Here is a 26,967-nt window from a genome sequence, read left to right as displayed (position 1 = left end):
TGAATACTGTTGGGGGTTTGATGAATAGAATAAGCAGTGTTTTTGTCTGGATTATTGAGTTAACAAAAAAATACTCCGGCCTGATGGCCTTATTTGGTTTTTGCACCGGCTTATTCAGCTTATGGCAGATGGAGCAGCGAGAGCAGTTTGCCCAGTTTTTTGCCATCTTAATGGTGATAAGTTGGTTATGGCTGACAGGTGAATATTGGCTGCGTAAAGGCTTATTGAAAAAATTTGGGGTGAGTTTATCCAAAGACTTAACCTGCTTTGTGACCCAGTTACTGCATCAGGAAAGTTTGTTTTTTGCGCTGCCCTTCTTTCTGGCGGCCACCGATTGGGACCAACCCCAGGCACTTTTTACCTCGTTACTCTTGTTCTGCGCTGTAGTAGCCGTAATTGACCCGGTGTACAACAAATTACTGATGAGACGACGTGCTTTATTTCTGGTCTACCACTGCTTTTCTTTATTTGCCGTCTTGATGGTGATATTGCCCCTATTGTTTTTTATGACCACCACTCAAAGCCTGGGGCTGGCTTTGCTGATTTCGGCTGTACTTAGTCTTCCCAGTATCCGTCCTTTACTGACTCAGCCAGGACGCTGGCGTGTGCCTGTGTTGATGCTGCTGTTAGTTGCCATGACTACTGGCATCTGGTTTGGCCGCAGCTTGATCCCTGCTCCTGTGTTGCGCTTAAACGACATTCAATTGAGCCAACAGCTGGATTATGAGCAACGTTTACCTGGTTCAGCTTTTACAGAGCTGACACTGGCACAATTGCAAACAGGCGTATATGCCTATACCTCAGTGCGGGCACCACGGGGTCTGAAAGAGCAGATTTATCATGAATGGGTGCACAATGGTGAGTCAGTTGAACGTATTCGGCTGGATATTTCCGGCGGGCGGGAACAAGGCTACAGAGCCTGGACCCGTAAACAACATTTTCCGAAAAATGCTGTGGGTGAGTGGAAAATTCGTGTGGTGACAGACTCGGGGCAATTGCTTGGGGCTATTAGTTTTACTGTGGCGCCTTAAAGCAACAGTCCCCGGTTTTGATTTGAATTTGAGACGGGCGGGTTGTAGGGGCCGCGGCTTGTCCCGGCCCTTCCATCTGTACCGCGGTGTCGTCTAGACGGGCGGGGACAAGCCCCTACAGGGCTATTCTTTAACTATTGTCATTTCTTTCAGAAGGTTAGTAGCACCATCTACTTTCTCCATCTGCCACAGCATATAACGGCTGTCGACGTGGATAGAGCGGTTGGTGGCCGGGTCGTAGTCCCAGTTGCCTATTATGCCTTCAATCACCCCATCAAATAACAAACCCACTAGTTCAGCTTTGCCATTCAGTGTGGGTGAACCTGAGTTTCCACCTGTGGTATCCACTGTGCTTAAGAAATTCACCGGCAGATTGTTATACACAGCATCTTTGTAGATGCCAAAGTCACCTTCTTTTAAGGCTTTAACCTGAGCTGCTGGCGCATCAAAAGGGTCTATGCCGGTTTGCTTTTGCAAAATACCAGCAGCTGTTGTAAATGGCTGATAAGACACCGCATCTTTTGGCTGGTAACCTTTGATAGATCCATAAGTGACACGTAAAGTGCTGTTGGCATCGGCATACACCGCCTTACCGTTGGCTTTATTAAAAGCAATAATGGCTTCCATCACTTGCGGACGGGCCACCGCCAGTTTACCTTTGTGTTCTTTATCTGCAGTTTCCAAAGCCATATCAGTGTCGTACATAGCCACAGCGTATTGGATCAATGGGTCTTCGCTGGCTTTAAAATCATCCACAGATTTACCCATCCAGGCTAAACGTTCCACTTCATCCGACAAAGTTGTAGCCTGATACACCCCTTCGAGCTTAGTGCGAAGTGCTGCAACATCCAGCTCACCAGAACCTATAGCAAAATAGCCATCCAGAGCTTTTAACCGCTGATCTTTGGGTAGTTTGGCGTAATGTTGCAGGAAATGCAGCATCAACTCCTGCTCTACTTTGGCATCGAAGCTGCGGGATAAACGTTTCATGCTGGCAGAAAAACGTTCTAAATCACGCTCTTGATAACCCATTTCACGTTCTGCATCTGGTTTTTGCTGTTCATGAGCTAAGCGGTATAAACGTTTGGCCGTGTTAAACAACTGACCATAACTTAAATAACTCAAAATCAGATCACGTTGCTGCTTCTCCTGCTCTTCTGCCAGTAATTGCTGCAGGCTGCGCACTGCAGGTGCATATTTTGCCTGACGAGCCGGGCTGGATTTGATCCACAGGTTCAGTCCTTTATCAAACAGGTCTTTACGCTGCTGGATATCACCGGTTTTGTAGCTGTGGATCATACCTTCAAAGTTTTTTGCATAGTTCGCCAAAGACGCCAGAATGCTTTCGTATTTAATTCGCTCTTCTGAACCTTCAGCCGAATGCTGTTTGATCACTGCAATAGCTTCTTCACGGTAGGCTTTGGATAGCGGCAGCACTTGAGTGAACTGGTTTTCTACTTCGGCTGCAGTGTTGTATCTGTTAGTCCGGCCCGGATAGCCTACCACCATCACAAAATCATTTTCTTTCAGTGGCTTGGCTGACACCTTTAAATAAGAAGGTGGTGTAAAAGGAATATTCTCAGCGTCGAAATCTGCCGGCTGACCGTCTTTACCTACATAAGCGCGATAAAACGCATAGTCCCCTGTATGACGTGGCCACATCCAGTTGTCGATATCACCACCAAATTTACCTACACCTGCAGCTGGCGCATGCACCAGGCGCACATCGCGAATTTCCATTTGTTTGATCAGGTAATATTCCAGCCCACCGTGAAAACTATAGACATCACAGCGATAACCCGGCGTTTCACAAGCGGCAATTTGCTCTTTACGCAACTGGCTGATCCGTTCAAAACGCTCTTTGCCTTTAAGCTGGGGGCTTAACTCCTGATTAATCTGAGCTGTGATATTGGTCACTTCCTGAGTGACGAATACCTTAGAGCCTGGTGCAGCCGGTAATTCTTCGTTTAAATCTTTGGCTAAAAAGCCTTTCGCCAGCAGGTTGTTGGTCGCAGTGCTGTTGTGCTGAATACTGCCATAAGCACAGTGATGGTTAGTAACAACTAAGCCCTGATTAGAGACAAAAGACGCAGTACAGCCGCCCAAACTAATGACTGCATTCATTGGAAAAGCGGTTAATTGGGCGATACTTTTGACATCAATTTCCAAACCTTTTTCTTTAAGGAGTTGTTCAAGTTCAGGTAATTGATGAGGTTGCCACATGCCTTCATCGGCATGAGAGAAAGTGGCGATGGACAAAGCCAGCGCAAGCAGAGTTTTTTTCATTCGGAAGTTCCTTGGCATAGAGGCCCAGACAAACTAACAGCATCAGGAAAAAACGCCGATGCTGTTGCGGGTAACGGCGCTCATTGTGCGATATTTTACAAAAAAGTAAAACGGCCAGAGGCTTGAATTTCTGTAGTATTTGCCCCATAAAATGGAGTCGCGAATCAGACAGGAGTACGAATGGAACAGCTAATAGAAAAAACAATGTATGCCACCCGCTGGTTAATGGCCCCCATTTATCTTGGGCTGAGTTTAGCGTTGCTGGCTCTGGGTATTAAGTTTTTCCAGGAAGTGCTGCATATTGTGCCTGTCATTTTCAGCATGAAAGAAGTGGATCTGATTTTAGTGGTACTGTCTTTAATAGACATCTCGCTGGTTGGTGGCTTATTAGTGATGGTGATGTTTTCAGGCTATGAAAACTTTGTCTCCCGAATGGATATTGATGACAATGGCGACAAACTAGGCTGGTTAGGTAAGCTTGACTCCAACTCACTGAAAAACAAAGTAGCAGCTTCTATAGTAGCTATTTCATCTATTCATTTGCTGAAAGTATTTATGGATACCCAAAATATCCCGAATGATAAAATTATGTGGTATTTGCTGATCCACCTGACTTTTGTTTTATCCGCTTTTGCTATGGGTTATCTGGATAAAATCACCAAAGACGCAAGTAAAAAAGATAACTTTTAAAACCTGAAGGATCCCGCCCACTGAACCGGAGTTTTCGTATTCAGGCAACAACAACCTTATGTTCTGGTTTTGCACTATCTGGCTGGAACTGACCCATTCTTTAGCTAAGCTTAACGGACAGCAGCCAACGGAGCTGTCCGATGTTTTCAGCGTTCAGACGTCATAAAATCCTTTGGTTCACACTGCTGCTCTGCCTGCTCTTCGGCCTGCTTTATGTCAGCAGTTTAAGTCCTGGACAACGTTGGCGGGAGCCCAACCCTGTATTGGCCACAGCGCCAGCACAAGCTGGACTCTTGCTGCCAGTATCCAGACATCTGGCTTTTAGCCCACGCCCGGCTGAAACCTTTACTTTCCCTATCGCAGTGGGAGGCACTGGCCCCACTATGCCGCTTTATGCTGGTGGTTTGCACTACCCGCTTTACTGCGGCTATCTGCAGCAAGGCATAACCCAGCCCCAACCAGACAATCAGGCGGGTTGGGGTATTGCCCTTTACAACGACAATGGCAGCCTTAGCGGCTACAGTAAAGACTGCCAGCATCCAACACAACTGTACTTTTATGTACTGGACAGCACTGGACAGCTGGCGACCTATCAGGGCGGCGCCATAGCCGCAGACAGCCTGCTGCTGCGGCTGGAGCTGGGTACAATCAACCGTTTTTTTTATTACATTATTATGCCCATCAGTACGGCAGAGTACGGTTCACAACAAGGCGCATCAGAATGGAATGGCAAACTGATTTATCAGTTTCATGGCGGTGTAGGTATAGGCTATCGACAGGGACATTTAAGCACCACAAGGTTGATCAGGGACCGACAGGAAGAACTGCGTTCAGGTTTCGCCATACTCAGCTCCAGCGTCAATAAGACCAGCCATACCTATAACTTTTTATTGGCAGAAGATACAGCCCGACGGGTCAAGCGGCAGTTTGTTTCTTTGTATGGTGCACCTGAGTATACGCTCGGTATTGGCGGCTCAGGTGGCGGCATAGCTCAGTACTTGTTGTTACAAAACAGCGAGGATCTGCTCGACGGCGGTATTGCCTTATATAGCTACCCCGATATGTTAAGCCAGACGCTGTACGCACTGGATTGTGACTTACTGCACAACTATTACTACTTCAACGCCAGCGATAAACAACACTGGCGACAAGGCGTCAACCGACAGTTGCTGGAAGGGTTAAGTTATTCATCTGATTCCAGCAGCAAATACAGTGCCCAAATCAGCCTGGCGCAGTTGCTCAGCGGCCTGTGGCCAAGCCCTATGTATGGAGCAAGCCAGTGTTTAAATGCCTGGGTCGGTTTGTCTTCATTAGTGCATAACCCTCAGCAAGGCAGGTTGAAGCGTTTTGTCCGTGACGAGCTGCTGAGTCAGGTGAACTGGAGTTACTGGGCTGATCTGCATAGTCTGTTCGGCACAGACGAGCAGGGTGTTGCACATAGCCTCTGGGATAATCAGGGTGTGCAATATGGCCTTCAGGCGCTTAAAAGTGGCGCGCTCAGTGTTGCAGATTTTATTGAAGTGAATGCCGCAGTTGGCAGTTGGCGCCCGCAAAGTAAGATGCAGGCTGAACAGATTTTTTATGACCCTGTCACTGACAGCCCGATGCTGTTATCCGTCTTTGGCAAACATAATATTACCCCCTTGCAACGCATCAGCACTGCAGAGCCTGTCGCAGCGCGTTACAGAGCGAACCTGCACGCAACAGAAAGAGCTTATCGATATGGTCAGTTGTTTCTTGGTATGACCAACAAACCTATCATCGACTTACGTCATTATCTCGATCCAAAACTGGATATGCATCATCTTCAGCCGTCATTTTCAGCCAGACAACGTTTAAAGCTTCGTAACGGGCATGCCGATAATCAGCTGATTTGGGTCAGTCACCCTGACTATACACCTCTGCCAGAAGCTTTAGCTTTAATGGATCAATGGCTGACTCAGGCAGCCAAACCGTCGCAAGCCCAGGATCAATGTTTTACCTCTGAGGGGTCAGTGATAGCAAAAGGAGGCAATGTCTGGCAGCCAGATGGTCAGTGTGCAGCCGTTTATCCGACACTGAGCAACAGCAGGTTGCAGGCCGGTGCGCCGGAGCATGGCTTAATGTTCCATTGTGCTTTAATCAGTGTGGCAGACGCCATCAGCCGGGGTGACTATCTGCCCGCACAGATGCAAGGTTACCAGGCCGAACTGGAGGCCATATTTCCAGCCGGAGTTTGTGACTACAGCCAACGAGATCAGGCCTTACCTGCAGATTTAGACTTCGTGTATTGATAAGCCTATGTTGCTCAGGTGCACAGGAGACTAGATTTAAACACCTGCCAACGGTTCAAAGATGAGCGTCTTTATCTCTGGCCAGCATTGCTTTCCAGCCTGGATAGGCCTTGAGCACAGCCTCAGCATGAGATTGATACCAGCCATAGCCTTGTTGTCGCTCTATCGACAATTCAGCCATGCTGCTGACCACTGTTCCGTCACGATCAACAAAAAGCGGCTGCTGTTTGTCTAAATCATAAAATCTGGCCCACAAAGCTTGAGCCCCGGCTTTTTGCACAAAACGGACGCCCTTGTCACTGCGTTGCATTTCAGTGTTATTGATTTGCTTTTGCCGAAACCAGGCAACCGCCGCCTCTACACTTTGGATCACTGCAGTTGAAGGCTCTGGCAGCTGCATCAGCAACAAGGTGACTTCCGCACTTTCACTACTGACCAAAGCTGGTAATTCATAAGCTCTGGCTTGAACTGCATCAAGAGTCAACGGATGATGTTGGGCAGCCCAAACGGTCAATGTGCCATTCAGCCTGATTTGAGCTTTTAATAACAGCGCTATGCCAAGCTCAAACTGACGTTTTGCCTGATGCCTGAGCCCGGCCTGAACAAAAGCAAACTGCGGCTCTGTGGCAACCTTATTTAATAAGCTTAACAGTTCTGTCATCACATGATCGTTCAGCGTAATGGCATCGTGGTAACCACCACGTAGCGGGTAGGTCTGAGCAAAACCACCATTGGGGTATTGGGCCCTTAATACAAAACGGATAGCACCTTCAATAGCTTGTTGCAGCTCTGGCCTCATTTGTTCAGGGGCATAAGGCAAAAAAGCAGCTAACCAGAGAATTTGTGTGCTGGTGGCCTCATTATCAAAGGTAGGAATATAGTTGGCTTCTGTGCCATACAACTGACCCGGCTGGCGAGCTTGAGTAGCCATATCTGTTCTTTTACTCCAGCCGCCCGACGGCGTTTGAAAAGACACAATCACCTTCGCGATACGGCGGGCTTCTTCGGATAACCAGAACGCTTCGTCAGGCTCAGTCGGAAAGCCAAATTTCAGATGCCTGATTGGTAAGGTGGGGACTGTTTGGGGCAACTGACTCAATTCATGATCCAGTTGTTGCTGATCCAGCAGTTGTAACTGCTTTGAACGTGAAAAATACTGCTGCCACTCTGGTTCCGCCGTCAGTTGTTCCCGCCAGGAGTTACTAAGTGGTTCTGCTGCAAAGACTTCTGCAACAAGACTCAAAGCCACTACCGCCATGTGCAGTCTAAACATACTAAGTCTGATTCAAAACCGCGCCACGACGACACAGCTGCAATGCCAGCCCCCAGGGATCGCGCAGCATCAATAGCAAAGAGCCGTCCGGTAAATTCACTTCATCGACTTGTTGCGCGCCAGCCTGTTGCAGCCTGCAGCTGTCGGCATAAGGATCGGAGCTGACCAAGGCAAGATGCAATAACAAGGGATGCATTTTTGGATAATCCGGCACCTGTTCGGCAGGATTGCAATAAACCTCCAGCATCATCTGATCGCCATCATCGACCAGAAAATGGGTCTGAGCTTCGTCAGCTAAAGCACGCCGGACTCTAATACCTGTCTGCCATCGCTTTAGGTTCGGCGAAATTTAGCGCCACATGCTCAAATCTCATCGTGTTTTTCCACTCTATTAAAACAGAAAATCTGTGGCTAAAAACTGCGATGAACCTTGCTTGATCATCTCTTTCATCAGCGTTATTTGTTCAGGGTTGTATTTACAGGCCACTAAGGTGGGAATAGAAAACTGCAGCAAGGCATCTTCCACCGACAAAGTGCCTTCGGCTGAGTTTTTCCGTCCGGTAAAAGGGAAACTGTCCGGGCTGCGCTGACATTGGTTGTTGATATTAATACGGCCCACCTGATTGGCGAACAGATCCACCAACTCACCTATTTGTTGTGCGTCCTGACCAAAAATACTCAGCTGCTGGCCGTAGTCTGAGTGGATCACATAGTGGATCACTTCGCTGATATCGTCATAGGGCACCACAGGCACTAAAGGTCCAAACTGCTCTTCCTGATACAACCTCATCTGACTGTTGACCGGATACAACAAAGCAGGACGCATTAACGAGCCAGCGCTTTGGCCACCTTCAGGATTTATCACTTTAGCGCCATGCTCTATGGCATTGGCGATTAAGCCTTTGAGAAAGTCAACTTTGCCAGGTTCAGGCAAAGGCGTAATTTGCACTTGGTTTGTCCAGGGTAAACCCAGCTGCAATGCACTGATAGCGTCCGACAATTGCTGGACAAAAGCGTCTGCAATGGTTCGCTGCACAAAAAAGATTTTTAGTGCTGTGCAGCGCTGGCCATTAAAGGACAAAGCACCGGCAACAGCTTCTTTGACTGTTAAATTTAAATCTGCATCCGGCAGTACTATGGCCGGATTTTTTGCGTCCAGCCCAAGTACTGCACGCAGGCGATGTGGCCTTGGGTGCAGTTTTTTTAAATCACTGGCGCCTTTATTGGTGCCGATAAAAGCAAATAAGTCGACACTGCCACTTTCCATTAAAGCTCCCACAGTTTCCCGACCACGGCCGTAAATCACGTTAATAACACCGGGCGGAAAAGACTCTGCAAAAGCTTTTAATAAAGGTTGTATTAATAACACACCATATTTAGCAGGTTTAAAAATAACAGTGTTGCCCATAATCAAGGCGGGGATCAAAGTGGTAAAAGTTTCGTTGAGCGGGTAGTTAAAAGTCCCCATACAAAGTGCCACACCTACAGCAACCCGGCGTATTTTGCCTAAAGTGCCCTGCTCTATGACAAAGTGGCTGGCACTGCGGTCTTGCTGTTTTAAGGCCTGAATAGTGTCGCGAATATAGTCGCAGGTGCGGTCAAACTCTTTGGCTGCGTCCGGCAAAGGTTTACCAATTTCCCACATCAATAAACGGATCACGGCGTCACGTTGCAGCAGCATAGCGGCAAGGAATTTCTCTACCGCCACCACACGTTCCATCACTGCCATCGAAGGCCAAACCCCACGGCCTAAATCATAAGCTTTTAAGGCGGCATCCAAAGCAGCTTTGGCGGCGGCTTCATCCATTAAAGGAGTCGCGCCTAATAAAGTGGGTGTCAGTTCGCCTGCACTGTTACGAAGCGCGACCGGGCTATAGACAGGAGCTAAATCGCCCTGCCATTGACAGAGGGTGCCGTTGAGTAAGTAGTCACGCTGCTCAATCAGACCTGTGAGTTGCCATTGAACAGGGATCTCAGCCGGCGTTGGAAAATACAAAAACAGATCAGCGGACATACACACTCCCCTTAACTAAATGTACTCAAATTAAAACGGCCGGAAAAACTACGGAATTGCTCTTTGCTGACAATAGCGCCAGTGTGTTCAACCACAAAGCTGGCTAACGCCGCAGCGTATTGGCAAGAAGCCAAAGGCGATAAGCCATTGAGTCGGCCTGACAAATAACCACCATTAAAGGAATCTCCTGCTGCTGTGGTATCTATTACTTTTTTAACAGGCACTGCAGGGCTCTGGAAACTTTTGCCATCGCTATAACCCAACACACCTGCCGGGCCATTTTTGACGATGATTTCTTTGACACCCAACTTCTGTAGTTGCGCCAATACATCGGCGGCAGTGGCACTGCCATACAAGACTTTATGGTCGTCCAGCCCAGGCAAGGCCAGATCCGACAAGGCATAGGCTTTGTCAAAATTAGCGCGGCAAAGGTCGGCATCAGGCCAGAGTGCTGGCCTGTAGTTTGGATCAAATACGATCTGCACGCCGTTTTGTTTTAACTCTTTAATTAAATCAAACAGATAGGTACGGTCTTCAGGCGATAAAATCGCCAGACTAATACCAGAAAAATAAAATACATCTGCAGGTAACAACTGCGCCACAGAGCCCTGCTGACGAAATAAGGCCAGGCTTTGTTTGGCCGCTGAGCTGTCGCGCCAGTAGACAAAACTACGTTCGCCAAAACAGTCGGTATTGATCATATACAAGCCTGGGCGGGCTGTTTTGCTGCGAAACACCAAGGAGCTATCGAGTTTTTCCTGCTCCAGCTGGGCGATCAGTTTGTCGCTGACTAAGTCAGTGCCCACTGCAGATAAAAACTTCAGATTCAGTTGCTGTGCTGCGCTGCGCTTGCAGTACACAGCTGTGTTGTAAACATCGCCGGCAAAAGCCTGATGGTAAACGTTATCCACCAACTGGAATAACTCGACCATACATTCGCCAAAAATTATGACTTGTTTCATGGATTTATCCTTTCTTTCAGCCTCAGGCAACGCGGCTATGCTGCACCCGGCTTTGTTCTGCTACAGCAACAGACTGGCGGGTTAATTCAGTAATGGCTGCCCAGTTTTGTTGTTGCACTAAATCTTTAGGCGACAACCAGGAACCACCAGCGACAAACACATTAGGTAAAGCTAAAAACTCTGCCAGATTATTTAAGTGCACGCCACCGGTCGGACAAAATTTAACCTGCTGAAATATACCAGCCAGAGCTTTCAGCATCTCTATGCCGCCAGCTAAATGCGCCGGGAAAAACTTTAATTCTGTTAAACCTAATTCCAGCGCCATCGCCATTTCAGAAGGCGTAGCCACGCCTGGTGCTAAGGCCAGTTCGGTATTCATCATGGCTTTGAGTAAATCGGACGTACTGGCAGGGCTGACCAAAAACTGCGCACCAGCAGCTTTGGCATTATTAGCATCTTTAGCCGATAAAATAGTACCAGCGCCAGTTAAAAGTTCCGGCACTTCAGCACGAATAGCACTGATGCAATCCAGGGCTGCTGCAGTGCGTAACACCACTTCCACAGCTGTGACACCGCCTTGTTGCATCGCCTTTGCAACAGCTACAGCCTGAGCTGGTTGCTCAGCCTGAATAATGGGCAACAACAAGCCACCTTTGAGTAAGGAAGATAAAGAGGTCATTCAACAAGGTCCTGTAAAAAAGCGGCAACATCAGTGCCTTTGGGTAATAAAAGTAAGGGGCAAAGCTGCTGGTAAGCAGTAGTTAATTCAGCTTTAAAAGCATCTGATTGCTGCAATGCAGGAGGAAACACCTGCCTTAACGCCAAAAACAACGCAGTGTCAGTGTCCGCATTACCAGTACAAGCCGCTGCACAATCCAATAAAGGTGCAGCAAACGGATCAACCAAAGCAGTATCGGGTTGCTGTTGATACCTTAGCCTGATAAACAACAGCCAGCTGGCAACCACCAGACTTAATAACTTGATGGAACGACCAGTGGCTAAGTTATCCAGAATGATTGGAAATACCCGCATCGGCAGTTTTTGTGAACCATCCCAGGCAATTTGAGCCAGCAAATGCCGGATAGCCGGGTTGTCAAAACGCTGGAAAATATCAGTGCTGTACTCTGCCGGGTTTAATTCAGCAGGCGCATGAAAAGAGCCAATAATTTCGTCCTGCGCCAGCTTTTGTACAAATTTGCGTAACGCAAGTTGCTGCATCGCATCAAACACAGTTTCCAAGGCACACAAAGAGCCTAAATAAGCCAAAGCCGAATGGGGTGCGTTGAGTAACCGCAGTTTGGCTTTTTCAAAAGCTTTGACGTCCTGAGTGTAAGTCACACCCACCTGATGCCAGGCCGGTCTGTTGGCGGGCAGAATATCTTCGATCACCCACTGACAGAATTTTTCGCGTTTAATAGGCCAGTTATCCTGATACCCCAGTTCTGCCGCCAGCTGTTTTGGCAGTTCTTCATCTGTGGCAGGGGTAATACTGTCGACCATAGTGCAAGGGCACAACAGTTGCTGTTCCAGCCAGTTGGCTAAAGCAGGTTGTTTTTGCCGGGCAAAGGTCAGCAAGGCATGACGTAATTTATGGCCATTGTCGGTCAGGTTATCGCAGCTCAGCACGACAAAAGGAGGTACATTGGCAGCGTACCGCAAAGCCAACGCCTGCACTAATAAACCTATAGCAGAGCGGGCTTTCACGTTAGTTTCTAAATCATGCTGAATATCGGCATGAGTTAAATCCAGCTCACCCAATGTATTTAAGCAGTAGCCTTTTTCGGTGATGGTTAAGGTGACATAAAAGCTGGTTGGCGCTGCTAAACGCTGCAACACCTGCTCGTACTGCTCAGCCGCGACCAACAGCTCACGGATAGACCCCACCACCTGATACTCTGTTTTTTTATCCAGCAATACCAGACTGTATAAACCCTGCTGCGGAGTTAAGGCTTTAGCTAAATCGTTTGACCGCATCGACACCACAGAAATGCCCCAGTCACCACCGTACTTCAGCGCGAGGTCTGTGTACCAGGCCTGATGTGCCCGAAAAAATGCACCTGGGCCTATATGCACTATGCCAATGCCAGTGGCGGACGGGTCATAAGCTGGCAGCTTGAGTTTGCCTTGCAGCTGTTCCAGCAAGGCTGGCTGTAAACCTGGAATATCAATACTCATGCTTTGTCCTTTTAATCCAACTGATAGGCTTGTTTCACCAGCTGATAGGTCAGCTGCTGCGCCAGTTCATGCGCTTCATCTTCGTTTAAGCGATGTTCAGCCACTAAACCTGCTAAAAAACGACAGTCAATACGGCGCGCTACATCATGACGGGCCGGAATAGACAAAAACGCACGGGTATCATCGTTAAAGCCTACTGTGTTGTAAAAACCTGCGGTTTCCGTGACCTGATGCCTGAAACGCAACATACCTTCAGGGCTGTCATGGAACCACCAGGCAGGACCGAGTTTTAACGCCGGATAATGCCCAGCCAAAGGCGCCAGTTCACGGGCATAAGTAGTTTCATCCAGGGTGAACAGAATAATTTTCAGCGCAGCATTGTTACCGTATTTATCCAGCAGAGGTTTTAAGTTGCTGACAAATTCAGTAGGGCTTGGAATATCCGCGCCTTTATCAGCACCAAAACGCTCAAAAATAGACGGGTTATGGTTACGGAAGGCACCAGGGTGAATTTGCATCGTCATGCCATCTTCACTACTCATACCGGCCATTTCCGTCAGCATCTGGCCACGGAATAACTCGGTTTGCTCTTTACTGGCCCTACCGGATAAACACAGCTGAAACAAAGCGCTGGCTTCATACTCTGATAAATTCGCTGTTTTGGCTGTTGGATGACCGTGATCTGTGGCTGTAGCACCATGATCGCGGAAAAACTGCCGGCGAATACGCAGCGCCTGTAAATAACCTTGCCAGTTGTGCGTGTCTTCACCTGTTTGATCAGAAAGCTTCTGGATATTGGCCAGAAAATCAGCACGGTCAGCGTCTATCACGTCGTCTGGTCTGAAGGTGGTGATCACGCGTTTTTCATAACCAGTGCCTTTTAAAGCGGCATGGTGTTTCAGCGAATTGACTGCGCCTTCGGTCGTCGCAATCAGTTCGATATTAAATTTATCCAGCAAAGCACGGGGCTTAAATTCAGGTTTGACCAACTGTTCGTTGATGCTGTCGTAATACAAATCGGCGGTGTCCCTGTTTAACGCATGCTCTAAACCAAAGACGTCATGAAATACGCTGTCGAGCCAAATGCGGGAAGGCGTGCCACGGAACAAGTGATAATTTTTGGCAAAAGTGTGGAAAATTTTGCGGTAATCCGTTTCGACCGGCGTACCGTCTTTGCTGCGGATACCCAAAGATTCCAGCGAGATACCCTGGCTGTATAACATGCGAAACACATAATGATCTGGCAGCAGCAGTAAGCTGGTGGCATTGTCAAAATTAGCGTTGCTAGCGAACCAGCTTGGGTCGGTATGACCATGTGGGCTGACAATAGGCAAGTCTTTAATGCCGGCATACAAACGTCTGGCTATGGCGCGAACTGTTGGATCGGCCGGAAATAATCTGTCTTGATCAAGTACTAAAGGTTTAAAGTTGGCCATATTAAGTCCTTACAGGGTCACGCCATTTTTCCAAATGGCAATTTCTTTGTTGTCTGATAATTCGTTTTGCGTCTGCTTGCCTGAGGCGATATCAATCAGGTAGCGGAAAAACTGGTAAGAAAAATCCTGCGCATTCTGGCCTTGTTGCAACAAAGCGCCGGCATCAAAATCTATCCACTGCGGTTTACGTTTGGCTAAATCGCTGTTGGAGGAAATTTTTACTGTAGGCACAGGAAAACCCAGAGGGGTGCCACGGCCTGTGGTAAACAGCAGCATGGTGGCGCCACTGGCCGCTAAAGCAGTGGACGACACCGCATCATTGCCTGGGCCTTGCAGCAAAGTTAAGCCTTGCTGCTGCACTAAAGCACCATAAGGAATAACCTGCGTCACTTTGGCAGAGCCACCTTTTTGAATAGCACCTAAGGACTTTTCTTCCAGCGTGGTTAAACCACCGGCTTTATTGCCAGGGCTTGGGTTTTCGTAAACGGGCTGTTTGTTGTCGATAAAGTACTGCTTAAAGTCGTTCACCAGAGTCACTATGTCGGAAAACACAGCTTCATTGACAGCACGGCTCATCAGCACTTGCTCAGCACCAAACATTTCAGGGGTTTCAGTCAGCACTACTTTGCCGCCTGCAGCACAGACTAAATCTGCAATACGGCCCACCAGCGGATTCGCCGTTAAACCACTTAAACCATCTGAGCCACCACATTTCATGCCGACCACTAAATCGGACACAGGGCATGCTGTACGTTTGTCTTGTTGCATCAGTTGAATAAGTTCAGCTGCAGCCTCAAGGCCTTGCTCTAACTCATCTTCTACTTGCTGGGCATTAAAAGAGCGTAAACGGTTTTGGTCCAATTCAGGGCAGGCTTTAAGTAAAGCTGCCAGCTGATTGTTTTCGCAGCCTAAACCCAAAACCAGCACAGCACCGGCATTGGGGTTTTGCATCAGCCCAGCCAAGACAGCGCGGGTATGGTTTAAATCATCACCTAACTGAGAACAGCCAAAAGGATGGGTATAAGCAAAGACACCGTCTGTTAAACCAGCAAATTGTTGATTGGCTTTTTCAGCGATTTTCATCGCAGCACGATTGACACAACCTACGGTGTTTAAGATCCACAGCTCGTTACGGGTCCCTACTCTGCCATTGGCGCGGCGATAGCCCATAAAATGCGTAGGTAATTCGGTTGGGAAAGTTAAATCCTCGGCGTTACAGCCCTGATACTGATAGTCAATCTGATCAGACAATAAGGTTTTCAGATTATGTGAATGCACCCAGCAGCCTGCAGGAATATCGTCCTGCGCAAGGCCTATGGCATACCCATACTTGATCACGGCTTCGCCTTTTTTAATCAGCTTCAGCGCCACTTTATGACCTGGCTGAATATCTTCTTTTGCCTGTACATCTTGCCAGGGTTCAATCAAAGCCTGACCAGAAGCTAAAGGCTGCAACACCACCAATACATTGTCGCGTGGATGCACCTGTAACAGGCTCAGCTGAATAGCCGCTGGGTCGGCAATATTTGGGCTACAACCTTTTGTTTGTTCTGTCATGTTTAACCTGCTAAATAGCTTGTCTATCGGTGGCAAATTGAATTTAAAAAAACACTAGCTGCTCTGCTTTAACAGAGCGGCAGTGAGTGCTTTACCATTCAGACTGACGTTTTCCAGTTTAAAATCACTGCTATGCTCCAATACACCTAAGCTTGCTTGCTCAAAGTTGACATCCGTCATCTGAATACCGCTGATACCAGCACGGGGTAAGCCACGAATTTCAAAAGCACGCTGGGCCTTTTTCACTCTGAAATTGCTGATCTTCAGATCTTTGACTTGAGGTAAGAAGTTCCCGGCATCGCCTTCTTCGTAGTAAAAGTTAATCACAATGGCGTCTTTCACTTCACCAATTTCAATATCATCTACCGCAATTTGTTCAATTAAACCGCCGCGCACTGAGTTGGTTTTAATGCGTAAACCCCGCTCCAGATTTGGACTACTCATGCGGCAACGGCGGGCAAATATTTGTTTAGCTCCGCCGGAGATTTCACTGCCAATCACCACCCCACCGTGGCCGGATTTCATCAGGCAATCCTGAATAACCACTTGCTGCACAGGAGTCGCTAAACGACGGCCATCGGCATTGCGGCCAGACTTTAAGGCGATGCAATCATCACCCGTATCAAACAGGCAATTTTCAATCAGTACCCTCTGACAGGATTCAGGGTCGCAACCATCAGAATTGGGGCCAAAACTGATACAGTTAACACCACGGATCACCACGTCTTTACACAGCACAGGGTTGATCAGCCAAAACGGCGAATTACGAATAGTCACGCCTTCAATCAATACCCTTTCACAGCCATAAGGCTGAATAAAAGGTGGCCTTAATCTGTTATTGTCCAGAACACGTTTTTCAACCGGCACACCAGCTTCAGCCATAGCAAACAGCTGATCACGACCTGGTTTTTGGTCCGTTGCAGGGTCCAGCTTCCATGGCGTATGTTTCCATACCCCTTTCCAGGGCCACCAGTTTTCACCACTGGCATTGCCTTCCAGAATGCCTTCACCTGTCACCGCTATATTCTGTTGCTGATAAGCATAAATTAACGGTGAAAACCCCATCAGTTCCACCCCTTCCCAGCGGGTAAAGACTTCCGGTAAATAAGCTTGTGGATCGGTGACAAAAGACAAGACGGCATTTTTTTGCAGATGTAAATTCACGTTAGATTTTAAATGCACGGGACCAGTGGACCAAACCCCTTCAGGCACCACCACACGGCCGCCACCTGCTTTATGGCAAGCGGCAATTGCTTTTTTAATGGCTGAATCACAACGTTGATTTTTTTCAGCACCAAAGGCCGTGATAACAAAATCCCGCTGCGGAAAGGATGTAAGTTTTATATCCCGCAGTATTTGTTCAGCCATAGCCCAGACAGGGTCCACAACTTTAGGCGCAGCAGCCGTCACTTTAAAACTTAACAAAGGTTGCAGTACCGCCGAAGCAGCACAAGCTTTGAGTAAAAAACGTTTTTTCAGATCAGGTATCAGCATTAGTTTTCCCTTTTTCTGCATAAAGCTATGGGTTTTCTGCTGCTTTATGCTTATTTAAAAAGCATAATAACGCATTTGCCACCGGTAGCAATAGCTTAACAAAAAATTTTGCCACCGATGGCAACTGGTCAGAGAACTTCAAAGGAAAGATTCCATTATTGAACTCAAAAGCAGAGAAAACGAGCTGAAATCAGGCAGCGCAGACGCGATTCCGACCTTGTTGTTTAGCCTGATACAAAGCCTGATCGGCCAAAAACAGCAGTTGTTTGGCATCATTCAGTTCATCACTGATAGCAATACCAATACTGACCGTAATACTGATGCCTTCAGCTATCTCCAGCCAGTCCAAAGCCATAATCTCCAGTCGCAAACGTTCACACACCAGCTGCGCTTGTTCCAGACTGGTGGAGGGCATCAATAACGCAAACTCTTCACCCCCCCAGCGGGCAGCACAGTCTACAGAACGGGAATGCTGACGGATTTTTTCCGCTATGGCCACCAATGCCAAATCACCGGCATTATGAGACCATGTATCGTTGATTTGTTTAAAATGATCGACATCAATAAAAGCTAAAGCCAGTGGCTGCTTTACACGTTGCGAACGCATAAATTCTTTACTTAACACTTCATCAAAAGCGCGGCGATTGGCAAGACCAGTCAAACCATCCTGCCTGGCCTGCAAAGCTAAAGCTAAAGTCTGCTGATGCAACTGAGCTAACAATATTGATTTTTCTTCATCTGCCGCCTGCAAACTGTTGGCTTTTTGCTGCAGTTCTGCCGTTTTTTCCGCCACCTGACGCTTTAAACGTTGCTCAGAATTCCTCAGGCTGGACATACGCCAATACAATAACAGCAACAGCACAGCGACAAAACCTAAGCTCCCCAGCCACTGAAATTGGCGGGTTTGCCACCAGTACGGATGTTTAATCAATTCGATGCGCGCCGATTCACTCCATGGACCACCCGAATTTGCCGCCTGCACCAAAAACTCATAACGACCCGGCGCCAGATTGGTGTATTCAGCAAAGTTCTGTTTGCCTCTGTCCAGCCAGTGGGCATCAAAGCCTACTAAACGGCTTCGATACTGAATACGTTCTGGCATCACATAACCTAAACCTGCAAAATGCAACTCCACCCTGTCACTGTCCGGTGGTAATTCAATACTGCCACTAATTTTTTTTGCTACCCCATTCACCAGCAGCTCTTCCAGAACCACAGGAGGTATAGCTTCAGCAAATGCAGCCAAACGGCTCGGCTGTACCCTGCTGACGCCCGAAGCCGTGGCAAACCATAAAGCGCCATCCGCTGCCATCATAGCGGCAGGGTTTGAGCCGCCATTGGCCTGAGCGCTGAGCATACCGTCGCTTTCACCAAACAAATCAAAAGGAATACCCGCCAGGGTGCCATCAGCTACCGCATTAGCGTCCTCGCGGCTGATCCGCAAAATACCTCTGTTACTGCTCAACCAAAAGTTGCCATGCAAATCAGCCTGCACCTGAAAAAATTTATCAAAGGGCATACCGGCTTTACGCCCCACCATCGCCAGTTCTGCCGTGTCTAATCGATAGCGCACTAAACCCCGGTCTGTCGCCAGCCACAGTAAGTTTTTTTCCGGTTGTTCATAAAAATCAAAAGCGTATTCAGCCTGATCGAACTTCGATAAAGATAAGGACTCAAATTGGCCATTCACCAGACGGGTGACCCCAGTGCCGGTCCCCACCCATAACACATCATTTGTTTTGTGCAGTGCTATCACAAAATCTGCGGGCAAGCCTTCGCGAGTGGTGTAACTGCGGATTTTTTGATGCTGATAATGATTCAGGCCCTGTGCTGTCCCGAGCCAAATATCCCCTTCAGGTAAAGGTAAAATAGCCCTGACTTCGTTGGATAATAAACCTGAGTTGCGATCCAGCAGTTTGGTTATCTTGCCTTGGCTATAGTGAAAGACTCCGGACGAGTAAGTTCCTATCAGCACATCGCCCTTTGTCATTTCAGCAAGACTTAACACCGACTGTTCCGGCAGCAGGTTAGCCGCAGCGAGCAATTGGCCGTCTTTGTAACGTGCCACACCTCGTGCTGTACCAATCCAGACACTGCCATCCGAATGCTGTAATACAGTGCGGACAAAATTATCAGGCAGGCCCTGCTCAGTACTTAAAGTGGTAAAAGGCGCATCCCGTAAACGAAATAAACCACCGTTTGTACCAAGCCAGATGCTGTGTTCATTGTCTTCATAAATAGCCAGCACTCTGTTATTTGGCATACCGTGCTGAGCTGTCAGTTGCTCCAGGCCATAATTACTCAGACGGAACACACCTTCCTCAACAGTGCCTATCCATAAATCGCCCTGATGATCGACTAATAATCTGGAGATGGCGGTTTGATGCAGTTCAGGCTGCACTAATACAAAGTCGTTTCCTTGTTGCTGATACAAACCTCGTTCAGTGCCGAGATAAAGCTTTCCCTGATAATAAACCAAAGCGAAGACTGGTAGTTTTGGGCTATTGGCCACAGTGCTTAGTTTGCCCTGATGCAAATAAGCTAAGCCTTCAGCTGTGCCAACCCAAAGCCCTTCGTTATCATCATGCAACAGGCTGTACAGAGTATTGCTGGGTAAACCATGATGCCGGGTCCATTGCTGACGAGAGCCGTCCGTTTGCAGGCAAAACAAACCTCCGCCTTCAGTGCCAACCCAAAGCTGGCCTTTGGCATCTCCCCGAACTTCATTGACTAAAGAAGATACGGCATCCACTGGACGCCATTGCTGATCCTGCAACAAAGCCAAACCACCACGGGATCCACCGATCAGCAAACGTCCTTTGGGATCCAAATGCAAAGCTCTGATGCCGGAGTCTGGCAAACCAGTTTGTTGTTCACGGCCAAAGACTTTAAATTCGCGACCATTGTAACGAGCCACACCTTCCCAGGTAGCAAACCAAAGGTAACCGTCCGGAGTCTGGCTGATACTGTTTATGGTGTTATGAGGTAAGCCCTGGCGGGTATTCCAGCTTTCGCGAAAGTAATCCGTTAAAGCCGCTGTTGCTGCAGTGGCAGAAAATGGCAAAGCCAAAAAAAGCTGCAGCAAAAGTGCAGTGACAATCACACTGAAATTTTTGTTATTTAATAATTTGATAAATTCTGCAAAAATAAACATCAGCGTCATCCCAGTCAGCAGATGGTTTCATTTTTTCTAATAAAACCACTTTACTCTATTTATCAGACCGGGAAAACTAAAAAACAAAAATTCTGCTGAGCTTAGGAAGGAAGTGCCGTCGCAGCCTTGGCTGTGGATTCCCGCACCACCAGGGTAGGCGCTACTTTAGCCGCCACTTGTTGAGCCGCTTTGTCATTTTGTTCAATCACCATAATCATTTTGGTGGTTGCCAGCTGCGCCATTTGCCGCACTGGTCGCCTTATAGTTGTTAATGCTGGTATCACTCTGGATGCCAGTAAGTTGTCATCAAAACCAGCCACCGACAATTGCTCTGGAATAGCTATACCCATTTGATGCGCCACTTTTAGCACGCCAGCGGCCATCTGATCGTTATTGGCAAAAATTGCCGTAGGTAAAGGGCTTTGACTCAACAGACTGCGGGCACATTCAATACCTGTTTCATAGGTATTATTTCCTTCCAAAACACGTTCGGCTTTCAGAGCTATGCCATAAGCAGATAAACCTAATTTAAATCCTTCCATCCGCTCGGTAGAGGATTTATAACGCTGAGGACCACTGATAAAGGCAATATCCTGATGGCCTAACTGAGCAAAATAACGCGCCATTTCCGCAGCAGCGGATCTATCGTCCGACACTACTATATGTTTAGCTTCGTCAATAGCCACAGAAGTCAGTCGTACATAAGGTCGTCCGGCGTCTTTCAGCGCTTCAGCCAAAGACTCCAGCTCAGAAACCGGAGGCAATACAATGACACCATCCAGTTTGGATCTGTTAATAAAGTTCAGGCAGTCCTGCACCAGGGTTTCACTGCGATAACGACAAGGATGCACCACCAGTTCATACCCCAGAGTAGAACAAATTTCCAGCACGCCTCGTTGCACGTCATCTAAGTACAAAGCATCCGGGTTATCGTAAATCAAACCTAATAAATAAGAACGGCTGGAAGCCAGGCCACGAGCCTGAGTATTTGGCGAATAATTCAGTTCAGCGATAATTTTCTCGACCCGGACTCTGGTGCTGTCACCCACACTCAAAGAGCCATTGATCACCCGCGACACTGTGCGTTTTGATACACCAGCCAGTCGGGCAACATCATTAATGGTCGAACTTTTTTGTATCATCCACTTGTCCTGTTATTTATCATTGGCCAGCAAAGCCGGCCTGTAGCACGCCAGACTAATATCGATAGCAGCTTGTTTTACAGCGGCAACCAACAGCGGTAAACGTTGTTTGCATAAAATACTGCTTAAGCCTGTCACCCCAACAGAAGCAACCACTGATCCCTGTGCATTGCGGATAGGCACAGCAATACAACGCACGTTGGCTTGATACTCCTGATCGTCCAGCGCATAACCCCGACCTAAAACGCTTTGCAATTCTACCCGCAAGCGACTGAGATCGGTAATGCTTTGTGCTGTTCTGGCGCTCATTTGCTGCAATCCGGGTAAAGTAGCCAGTTGATCAAAGTAGTTAAAAGCTAAAAACACTTTGCCACCGGCAGAACAATGCAGATCGGCCAAAAAACCTGGTCTGGCAGCCAGATGACTGGGATTAGGGCTGTCACAGACTTCGGCAATTAAAGCACCGTCTGGTCGCGGTAACGCCAGATGACTGGTGAGGCCAGTGCTGATCGTCAATTTATGCAGCACAGGCACAGCCAACTGATGCAAATGATGGTGCTGCAATAAATCCAGTCCCATCTTGTACAAACTGCTGCCCACCCGGTATTTTTTGCCTTCTTTAAACAACATTTGTTGCTGACAAAGGGTTTGTAAAATACGAAAAGCACTGGTTCGGGGCACCGCCAGTTGTTGTTCCAACTGGGATAAAGTTAAACCCGAACCAGAAGCCGCCATTAACTCCATCATACGACAGGCATTGGCAAGATTTGGGATCAAATAACTGGTCATAACAGCTCCTAAAGCCCAAACAAATTAGGCAAAAATTCACTGATAGCCGGCACATAAGTCACCAGCAATAAAACCGCCACCATGGCCAGATACATAGGTAATAGCGGCTTGATCAAGGATTCCAGTTTAGTTTTGGCCACAGCACAAGCGACAAAGAGCACACTGCCGACAGGAGGTGAAACTAAACCGATAGACAGGTTCAAAATCAGCATAATGCCAAAATGCAGTGGGCTCATGCCCAACTCCACCGCCACTGGCAGAAAGATAGGGGTGAAAATCAGCACTGCTGGTGTCATATCCATAAAGGCCCCGACCACCAGTAAAATGATATTGATTAATAACAAAATCAGCAGCGGATTTTCGCTTAAGGTTAATAACCCCTGGCTGACAGTTTGTGGAATGTTTTCATAAGATAATATCCAGGACATAGCAGCGGAGGTGGCGATTAGCGCCATCACTATGGCTGTAGTTTCAGCCGATTTCAGTAAAATAGCCGGCAGCTCTTTAACTTTTACTTCGCGATACACACAGACAGCCAGGACAAAGGAATAGACCACAGCAATAGCACCAGCTTCTGTTGCGGTAAAAGCACCGCTGATAATGCCGCCTATCACCAGCACTATCATCAACAAACTTGGAATAGCTGCGGCCAGCTTTTGGAAAGTTAAAGACAAAGGCAAGCGGGCAGCCAGCGGATAACCTTTCATTTTGGCGTAGCCAGCACAAACCAGCATTAAAGCAGTACCTAACAAAATGCCAGGCAAATAACCAGCCACAAATAAAGCGGCAATAGAGACACCACCACTGGCGATGGCGTAAACGATCATAATATTGCTGGGGGGGATCAACATGCCTGTGGTTGCCGCCGCTGCAGTGACTGCAGCGCTGTAGTTGACGTCATAGCCTTGCTTTTTCATCTCCGGCACCATAAAGCTGCCTATAGCAGAAGTCGCTGCAACTGCCGAACCTGAAATAGCACCAAATAACATACAGGACAATACATTCACCAGTGCCAGGCCACCCGGCAAGCTGCCTACCAAAGCCATAGCAGCTTCAATTAATCGTTTGGCGATACCGCCCCGCCCCATCAACAGCCCTGATAACACAAAAAACGGGATAGCCAGCAAGGCAAAGCTATTTAAACCACCCGCCATGCGCTGCGCCAGCGTAGTGACAGCTGGCAATAAATCCATCGACAGCAACATGGTGCATAAAGTGGCTAAACCAATACAAAAGGAAATAGGCACGTTCAATAACAACAAGGTAAAAAATACCGAAATTAAAATAAGTACAGACCATTCCATTATTCAGCCTCCTCTGCCGGGACTAATTGAATTTTTGCCGCCAGACAGCGCAACTGACACACCCCATAAAAAGCGATCAAGAGCCCGGCCAAAGGCAAGACCAGATAGATCCAGGCTATGCGGATCCCAAGTGCTGCTGACATTTGATTCAGCTCCCAGGTTAGCCACACAAGTTCGCCACCTCCCCACACCATCACAATGGACGCAAACACCACCACAGCAGCAGTCAACACAAAAGCGATACGGTGCTGCCACAAAGGCGGCATCCGGCTGGTGACAATATCCAGACCTAAATGCTGGCCTGTACGATAGGCATAAGCTGCACCTAACATGGCAATCCACAATAATAAACAGCGGGCAATTTCTTCGGTCATTGAACTGGGATTGGTCAGTAAAAAACGTGACAACACCTGCCAGCACACCACCAGCACTATGCTGGCCATCAGCAGCATTAAACTGCGCTTTAATAGCCAATCGACCCACAACACTAATTTAGTCATTGGATGCTCCTGCAGTTTCAGCCTGGATCAACGCAATTTCTGCCATCAAATCGCCCACTTCAGTACCCTGCAGCGACTGATGCAGTGGCTTTACTGCCGCGGCAAAAGCGGCTTTATCCGGATAAATCACTTCCACACCAGCAGCTTTGACTTTCGCTAAGGCATCATCACTGGCCTCTTGCCACAATTCACGCTGATAGCGCACTGAATCATTCATGGCTTGTTGAACCCAGCCTTGCTGCTGTGTATTCAGACTTTCCCAAACAGGTAAACTCATTAAAATCACGTCCGGCACTGAGGTGTGTTCGTCCAGACTGTAGTATTTGGATAATTCGTAATGACGGGATAAATAGAAACTGGGTGGATTGTTTTCGGCACCATCCACTACCCCTTGTTGTAAGGCAGTGTAGAGCTCACCCCAGTCGACGGGAGTCGCAGCGCCCCCCAAGGTTTGTACCATCTGCACAGCAGTCTGGCTGTTAGGTACGCGGAACTTTAAACCTTTTAAATCAGCAGGCTGATGCACAGCTTTGTTGGTGGTATAAAAACTGCGGCTGCCTGCATCGTAATAACCCAAACCATGCAAGCGGGCCTTTTGCATCGAATTGAGTAAATCCTGGCCTATGGCGCCATTCAGCACAGCCCATAAATGCGCGCTGTCCCTGAACACATAAGGCACACTGAACACCTGCATCTTAGGCACAAAACCTTCCAGCGGACTGGCCGACACTTTAGTTAAAGCCAGGCTGCCAATCTGCAACAGTTCTATCAGTTCACGCTCTGAGCCAAGCTGCCCACCACTGTAAATCTGAATATGCATCTGGCCTGCAGAATAATGCTCCAGCCGCTCCGCCATATAAACCATAGCTTTGTGAACCACATGCTCCTGATCCAGCGTATGGGCCATGCGTAAGGTGATCTGCTCTTGCTGGCGCTGACAGCCCACCGTAAACAGCAGCGTCACCAAACTGCAGCACAGCAGTACGCCGCGCAGTGTAGTAATGTTCATCGTCTAACCTGCCTGTTGTCTCTTTTATAAGTCAGCGCTCGTACTACTGGCGCTGTCGAAGGGCTACTGTCTGTCGCAGCAATTACGCCCGTATCATTAAACGAAGCCCTCCCCAGAGCCCCGTGCCCTTTATCTCAATTGATCAGGGCCAAATTTATCCATATCGTGATAATCCAGATTCTCACCCGCCATACCCCAGATAAAGGCGTAGCTGCCAGTGCCGACGCCACTGTGAATAGACCAGGGTGGAGAGACCACAGCCTGCTCATTACCCATCCACAAGTGACGGGTTTCATCAGGTTGGCCCATAAAGTGACAGACAGCCTGACCTGGTGTCAGATCAAAATAAAAATAAGCTTCCATTCGTCTGTCGTGCTGATGGGCTGGCATGGTATTCCAGACACTGCCCTGACTCAGCACAGTTAAACCCATTTGTAACTGACAGCTTTGCACTACTTCTTTAATCATTAACTGGTAAATAATGCGTTCGTTACTGGTGGCTAAAGCACCCATTTCCAGCTTTTTACAATCCGTCATCCGCACATGCTGTATCGGATAAGCATGATGAGCGGGAGTGGAATTTAAATAGAATTTGGCCGGAGTTTCGCTGTTCAGGCTATGGAAACAGACATCTTTACAACCCATGCCCAGATACAAAGCTTCTTTGTTCGCAAGCTCGTATTTATTGCCATCCACTTCAACGAAGCCAGTGCCACCTACATTGATCACACCCAGTTCGCGGCGCTGCAGAAAAAACTCAGCTTTTAGTGCATCCACTGTTTGCAACAAGACGGGAGCCCGAACAGGCACTGCACTGCCGACAATCAAACGTTCGTAGTGGGTGTAACACAACACCAGTTGATCGGCCTGCATCAGATTGTCGATCAAAAAGTTCTGCCGCAGCTTTTCAGTGTCATAGTGCTTGACATCATCGGGCGCTGTGGCAAAACGGTTTTCAAAAATTACATTCATTCTATTCTCCTGCAAATACTGGCGTTAATTAGCCCTACCGGGCCAGCCAGCCTCCATCTACAGCCAACACATGGCCATTGACATAATTACTGGCGCTGCTTGCTAAAAATACAGCTGCGCCTGCTAAATCTTCAGGCTCACCCCAACGACCTGCCGGGATGCGCGCTAATATCGCCTGATTACGAACTTCATCCTGCTGCAAAGCAAAGGTATTGTCGGTACGGAAATAACCCGGTGCTATGGCATTGATATTTAAACCAGAAGTGGCCCATTCATTCGCCAAAGCTTTGGTTAAACCTGTAATGGCGTGTTTACTGGCGGTGTAAGCTGGTACCGTAATACCGCCGCTGTACGACAACATAGATGCAATATTGATAATTTTACCTTGCCCACGTTTAAGCATTTGTGCGCCAAGCAACTGGCTTAATAAAAAAGCCGAATCCAGATTCACCCGCATCACGGTCTGCCACTCTTGCATCGGGTAATCCACCGCAGGAGCACGGAAAATAGTGCCACCGCAGTTCACCAGTATATGTATCTGGCCCAAAGCTAAGGCTTGCTCTGCCAATAAACGCACCTGATCCAAATCAGACAAATCAGCCGCCAGCGCATAAGCCTGACCACCTTGAGCTTCAATCTGACTGGCTGTGGCGCTGGCCCCTTCTACTTGAGAGCTGCAGCAAATCACAGAAGCACCGGCTTCTGCCAATGCCTGTGCAATAGCTTTACCTAAGCCACGGCTGGCACCTGTGACTAAAGCCCTTTGCCCTTTTAACGAAAATAAAGCCGACATTGTTTGACTCCTTTTTTTGTCTGAATCACTGCTCTTTGTTATTGCACTGTTATCGCACAGTCAGGATAGATTTAATGCTCAAAATGCCCGTGAAGTTCAGTCCAATCAGAATT

At 47.9% G+C, this 26,967-nt stretch carries 21 protein-coding genes; 3 read left to right on the top strand and 18 right to left on the bottom strand.

Annotated features, from left to right (window positions below; all coding sequences use genetic code 11):
• Positions 1-20: 20 nt before the first annotated feature.
• On the top strand, positions 21-1,031 hold the full coding sequence (locus tag J2W69_RS07420; RefSeq protein WP_310276136.1) for a DUF5924 family protein: 1,011 nt from the start codon (positions 21-23) through the stop codon (positions 1,029-1,031).
• A gap of 123 nt (positions 1,032-1,154) precedes the next feature.
• Here J2W69_RS07420 and J2W69_RS07415 read toward each other — a convergent pair whose 3' ends face one another.
• Positions 1,155-3,317: a S46 family peptidase gene (locus tag J2W69_RS07415; RefSeq protein ID WP_310276134.1), complete on the bottom strand. Its 2,163-nt coding sequence runs from the start codon at positions 3,315-3,317 to the stop codon at positions 1,155-1,157.
• A gap of 180 nt (positions 3,318-3,497) precedes the next feature.
• On the opposite strand from J2W69_RS07415, the gene J2W69_RS07410 reads away from it, so the two are divergent.
• Together J2W69_RS07410 and J2W69_RS07405 are read left to right on the top strand one after the other, a co-directional pair.
• A complete protein-coding gene (locus J2W69_RS07410; RefSeq protein WP_310276132.1) occupies positions 3,498-4,007 on the top strand; it encodes a TIGR00645 family protein in 510 nt (169 codons plus the stop codon).
• Positions 4,008-4,147: 140 nt separating this feature from the next.
• Positions 4,148-6,280, top strand: a complete 2,133-nt coding sequence (locus J2W69_RS07405; protein WP_310276129.1) for a DUF6351 family protein — start codon at positions 4,148-4,150, stop codon at positions 6,278-6,280.
• A gap of 55 nt (positions 6,281-6,335) precedes the next feature.
• Here the strand turns inward: J2W69_RS07405 and pelA are convergent, their stop codons facing one another.
• The 17 genes from pelA to kduD all read right to left on the bottom strand — a co-directional run bounded on the left by pelA (position 6,336) and on the right by kduD (position 26,854).
• Positions 6,336-7,553: a pectate lyase gene (gene pelA / locus J2W69_RS07400; protein ID WP_310276127.1), complete on the bottom strand. Its 1,218-nt coding sequence runs from the start codon at positions 7,551-7,553 to the stop codon at positions 6,336-6,338.
• Position 7,554: 1 nt separating this feature from the next.
• Positions 7,555-7,803 (bottom strand): VOC family protein, encoded by a 249-nt coding sequence (locus J2W69_RS07395; protein WP_310276125.1) that lies wholly within the window; start codon positions 7,801-7,803, stop codon positions 7,555-7,557.
• Between the two features lie 141 nt (positions 7,804-7,944).
• On the bottom strand, positions 7,945-9,567 hold the full coding sequence (locus J2W69_RS07390) for an NADP-dependent glyceraldehyde-3-phosphate dehydrogenase (RefSeq protein ID WP_310276123.1): 1,623 nt from the start codon (positions 9,565-9,567) through the stop codon (positions 7,945-7,947).
• A gap of 11 nt (positions 9,568-9,578) precedes the next feature.
• Complete coding sequence (locus tag J2W69_RS07385; protein ID WP_310276121.1) at positions 9,579-10,529, bottom strand: sugar kinase; 951 nt, start codon at positions 10,527-10,529, stop codon at positions 9,579-9,581.
• A 22-nt stretch (positions 10,530-10,551) separates the two neighbouring features.
• The gene (gene eda / locus J2W69_RS07380) at positions 10,552-11,208 is read right to left on the bottom strand and encodes a bifunctional 4-hydroxy-2-oxoglutarate aldolase/2-dehydro-3-deoxy-phosphogluconate aldolase (protein ID WP_310276119.1); all 657 of its coding nucleotides are present in this window, start codon (positions 11,206-11,208) and stop codon (positions 10,552-10,554) included.
• Positions 11,205-12,704 (bottom strand): mannitol dehydrogenase family protein, encoded by a 1,500-nt coding sequence (locus J2W69_RS07375; protein ID WP_310276117.1) that lies wholly within the window; start codon positions 12,702-12,704, stop codon positions 11,205-11,207. Before J2W69_RS07375 ends, eda begins: the two co-directional genes overlap by 4 nt.
• A gap of 11 nt (positions 12,705-12,715) precedes the next feature.
• Positions 12,716-14,140: a glucuronate isomerase gene (gene uxaC / locus J2W69_RS07370; RefSeq protein WP_310276116.1), complete on the bottom strand. Its 1,425-nt coding sequence runs from the start codon at positions 14,138-14,140 to the stop codon at positions 12,716-12,718.
• Positions 14,141-14,149: 9 nt separating this feature from the next.
• Positions 14,150-15,697 (bottom strand): UxaA family hydrolase, encoded by a 1,548-nt coding sequence (locus J2W69_RS07365; protein WP_310276114.1) that lies wholly within the window; start codon positions 15,695-15,697, stop codon positions 14,150-14,152.
• 54 nt (positions 15,698-15,751) lie between these two features.
• On the bottom strand, positions 15,752-17,191 hold the full coding sequence (locus tag J2W69_RS07360) for a glycoside hydrolase family 28 protein (protein ID WP_310276112.1): 1,440 nt from the start codon (positions 17,189-17,191) through the stop codon (positions 15,752-15,754).
• Positions 17,192-17,381: 190 nt separating this feature from the next.
• Complete coding sequence (locus J2W69_RS07355) at positions 17,382-20,345, bottom strand: diguanylate cyclase (protein WP_310276109.1); 2,964 nt, start codon at positions 20,343-20,345, stop codon at positions 17,382-17,384.
• A 101-nt stretch (positions 20,346-20,446) separates the two neighbouring features.
• Positions 20,447-21,487 (bottom strand): LacI family DNA-binding transcriptional regulator, encoded by a 1,041-nt coding sequence (locus J2W69_RS07350; protein ID WP_310276107.1) that lies wholly within the window; start codon positions 21,485-21,487, stop codon positions 20,447-20,449.
• Between the two features lie 12 nt (positions 21,488-21,499).
• Positions 21,500-22,276: an IclR family transcriptional regulator gene (locus J2W69_RS07345; RefSeq protein ID WP_310276105.1), complete on the bottom strand. Its 777-nt coding sequence runs from the start codon at positions 22,274-22,276 to the stop codon at positions 21,500-21,502.
• A gap of 8 nt (positions 22,277-22,284) precedes the next feature.
• Entirely contained in the window at positions 22,285-23,580 is a 1,296-nt protein-coding gene (locus J2W69_RS07340) for a TRAP transporter large permease (protein WP_310276103.1), read from the bottom strand.
• Positions 23,580-24,080: a TRAP transporter small permease gene (locus tag J2W69_RS07335; RefSeq protein WP_310276101.1), complete on the bottom strand. Its 501-nt coding sequence runs from the start codon at positions 24,078-24,080 to the stop codon at positions 23,580-23,582. Before J2W69_RS07335 ends, J2W69_RS07340 begins: the two co-directional genes overlap by 1 nt.
• Positions 24,073-25,089, bottom strand: a complete 1,017-nt coding sequence (locus tag J2W69_RS07330; RefSeq protein WP_310276098.1) for a TRAP transporter substrate-binding protein — start codon at positions 25,087-25,089, stop codon at positions 24,073-24,075. Before J2W69_RS07330 ends, J2W69_RS07335 begins: the two co-directional genes overlap by 8 nt.
• A 129-nt stretch (positions 25,090-25,218) precedes the next feature.
• Complete coding sequence (gene kduI / locus J2W69_RS07325; RefSeq protein ID WP_310276096.1) at positions 25,219-26,061, bottom strand: 5-dehydro-4-deoxy-D-glucuronate isomerase; 843 nt, start codon at positions 26,059-26,061, stop codon at positions 25,219-25,221.
• A 34-nt stretch (positions 26,062-26,095) separates the two neighbouring features.
• A complete protein-coding gene (kduD, locus tag J2W69_RS07320) occupies positions 26,096-26,854 on the bottom strand; it encodes a 2-dehydro-3-deoxy-D-gluconate 5-dehydrogenase KduD (protein WP_310276094.1) in 759 nt (252 codons plus the stop codon).
• Between the last annotated feature and the right edge of the window lie 113 nt (positions 26,855-26,967).

This window comes from Rheinheimera soli, from assembly GCF_031457405.1.
GTDB lineage: Bacteria > Pseudomonadota > Gammaproteobacteria > Enterobacterales > Alteromonadaceae > Pararheinheimera > Pararheinheimera soli_A.
This window is presented reverse-complemented; position numbering and strand designations above follow the sequence as displayed.

Excerpts from the sequence above, each read along its gene's own strand:
- J2W69_RS07405 (WP_310276129.1), top strand. The coding sequence starts at position 4,148 with ATGTTTTCAGCGTTCAGACGTCATAAAATCCTTTGGTTCACACTGCTG.
- J2W69_RS07360 (WP_310276112.1), bottom strand. The coding sequence starts at position 17,191 with ATGCTGATACCTGATCTGAAAAAACGTTTTTTACTCAAAGCTTGTGCT.
- J2W69_RS07420 (WP_310276136.1), top strand. The coding sequence starts at position 21 with ATGAATAGAATAAGCAGTGTTTTTGTCTGGATTATTGAGTTAACAAAA.
- kduI (WP_310276096.1), bottom strand. The coding sequence starts at position 26,061 with ATGAATGTAATTTTTGAAAACCGTTTTGCCACAGCGCCCGATGATGTC.
- J2W69_RS07335 (WP_310276101.1), bottom strand. The coding sequence starts at position 24,080 with ATGACTAAATTAGTGTTGTGGGTCGATTGGCTATTAAAGCGCAGTTTA.
- J2W69_RS07410 (WP_310276132.1), top strand. The coding sequence starts at position 3,498 with ATGGAACAGCTAATAGAAAAAACAATGTATGCCACCCGCTGGTTAATG.
- uxaC (WP_310276116.1), bottom strand. The coding sequence starts at position 14,140 with ATGGCCAACTTTAAACCTTTAGTACTTGATCAAGACAGATTATTTCCG.
- J2W69_RS07340 (WP_310276103.1), bottom strand. The coding sequence starts at position 23,580 with ATGGAATGGTCTGTACTTATTTTAATTTCGGTATTTTTTACCTTGTTG.
- pelA (WP_310276127.1), bottom strand. The coding sequence starts at position 7,553 with ATGTTTAGACTGCACATGGCGGTAGTGGCTTTGAGTCTTGTTGCAGAA.
- J2W69_RS07390 (WP_310276123.1), bottom strand. The coding sequence starts at position 9,567 with ATGTCCGCTGATCTGTTTTTGTATTTTCCAACGCCGGCTGAGATCCCT.
- J2W69_RS07345 (WP_310276105.1), bottom strand. The coding sequence starts at position 22,276 with ATGACCAGTTATTTGATCCCAAATCTTGCCAATGCCTGTCGTATGATG.
- J2W69_RS07350 (WP_310276107.1), bottom strand. The coding sequence starts at position 21,487 with ATGATACAAAAAAGTTCGACCATTAATGATGTTGCCCGACTGGCTGGT.
- J2W69_RS07395 (WP_310276125.1), bottom strand. The coding sequence starts at position 7,803 with ATGATGCTGGAGGTTTATTGCAATCCTGCCGAACAGGTGCCGGATTAT.
- J2W69_RS07415 (WP_310276134.1), bottom strand. The coding sequence starts at position 3,317 with ATGAAAAAAACTCTGCTTGCGCTGGCTTTGTCCATCGCCACTTTCTCT.
- J2W69_RS07355 (WP_310276109.1), bottom strand. The coding sequence starts at position 20,345 with ATGTTTATTTTTGCAGAATTTATCAAATTATTAAATAACAAAAATTTC.
- J2W69_RS07375 (WP_310276117.1), bottom strand. The coding sequence starts at position 12,704 with ATGAGTATTGATATTCCAGGTTTACAGCCAGCCTTGCTGGAACAGCTG.
- J2W69_RS07385 (WP_310276121.1), bottom strand. The coding sequence starts at position 10,529 with ATGAAACAAGTCATAATTTTTGGCGAATGTATGGTCGAGTTATTCCAG.
- kduD (WP_310276094.1), bottom strand. The coding sequence starts at position 26,854 with ATGTCGGCTTTATTTTCGTTAAAAGGGCAAAGGGCTTTAGTCACAGGT.
- J2W69_RS07365 (WP_310276114.1), bottom strand. The coding sequence starts at position 15,697 with ATGACAGAACAAACAAAAGGTTGTAGCCCAAATATTGCCGACCCAGCG.
- eda (WP_310276119.1), bottom strand. The coding sequence starts at position 11,208 with ATGACCTCTTTATCTTCCTTACTCAAAGGTGGCTTGTTGTTGCCCATT.
- J2W69_RS07330 (WP_310276098.1), bottom strand. The coding sequence starts at position 25,089 with ATGAACATTACTACACTGCGCGGCGTACTGCTGTGCTGCAGTTTGGTG.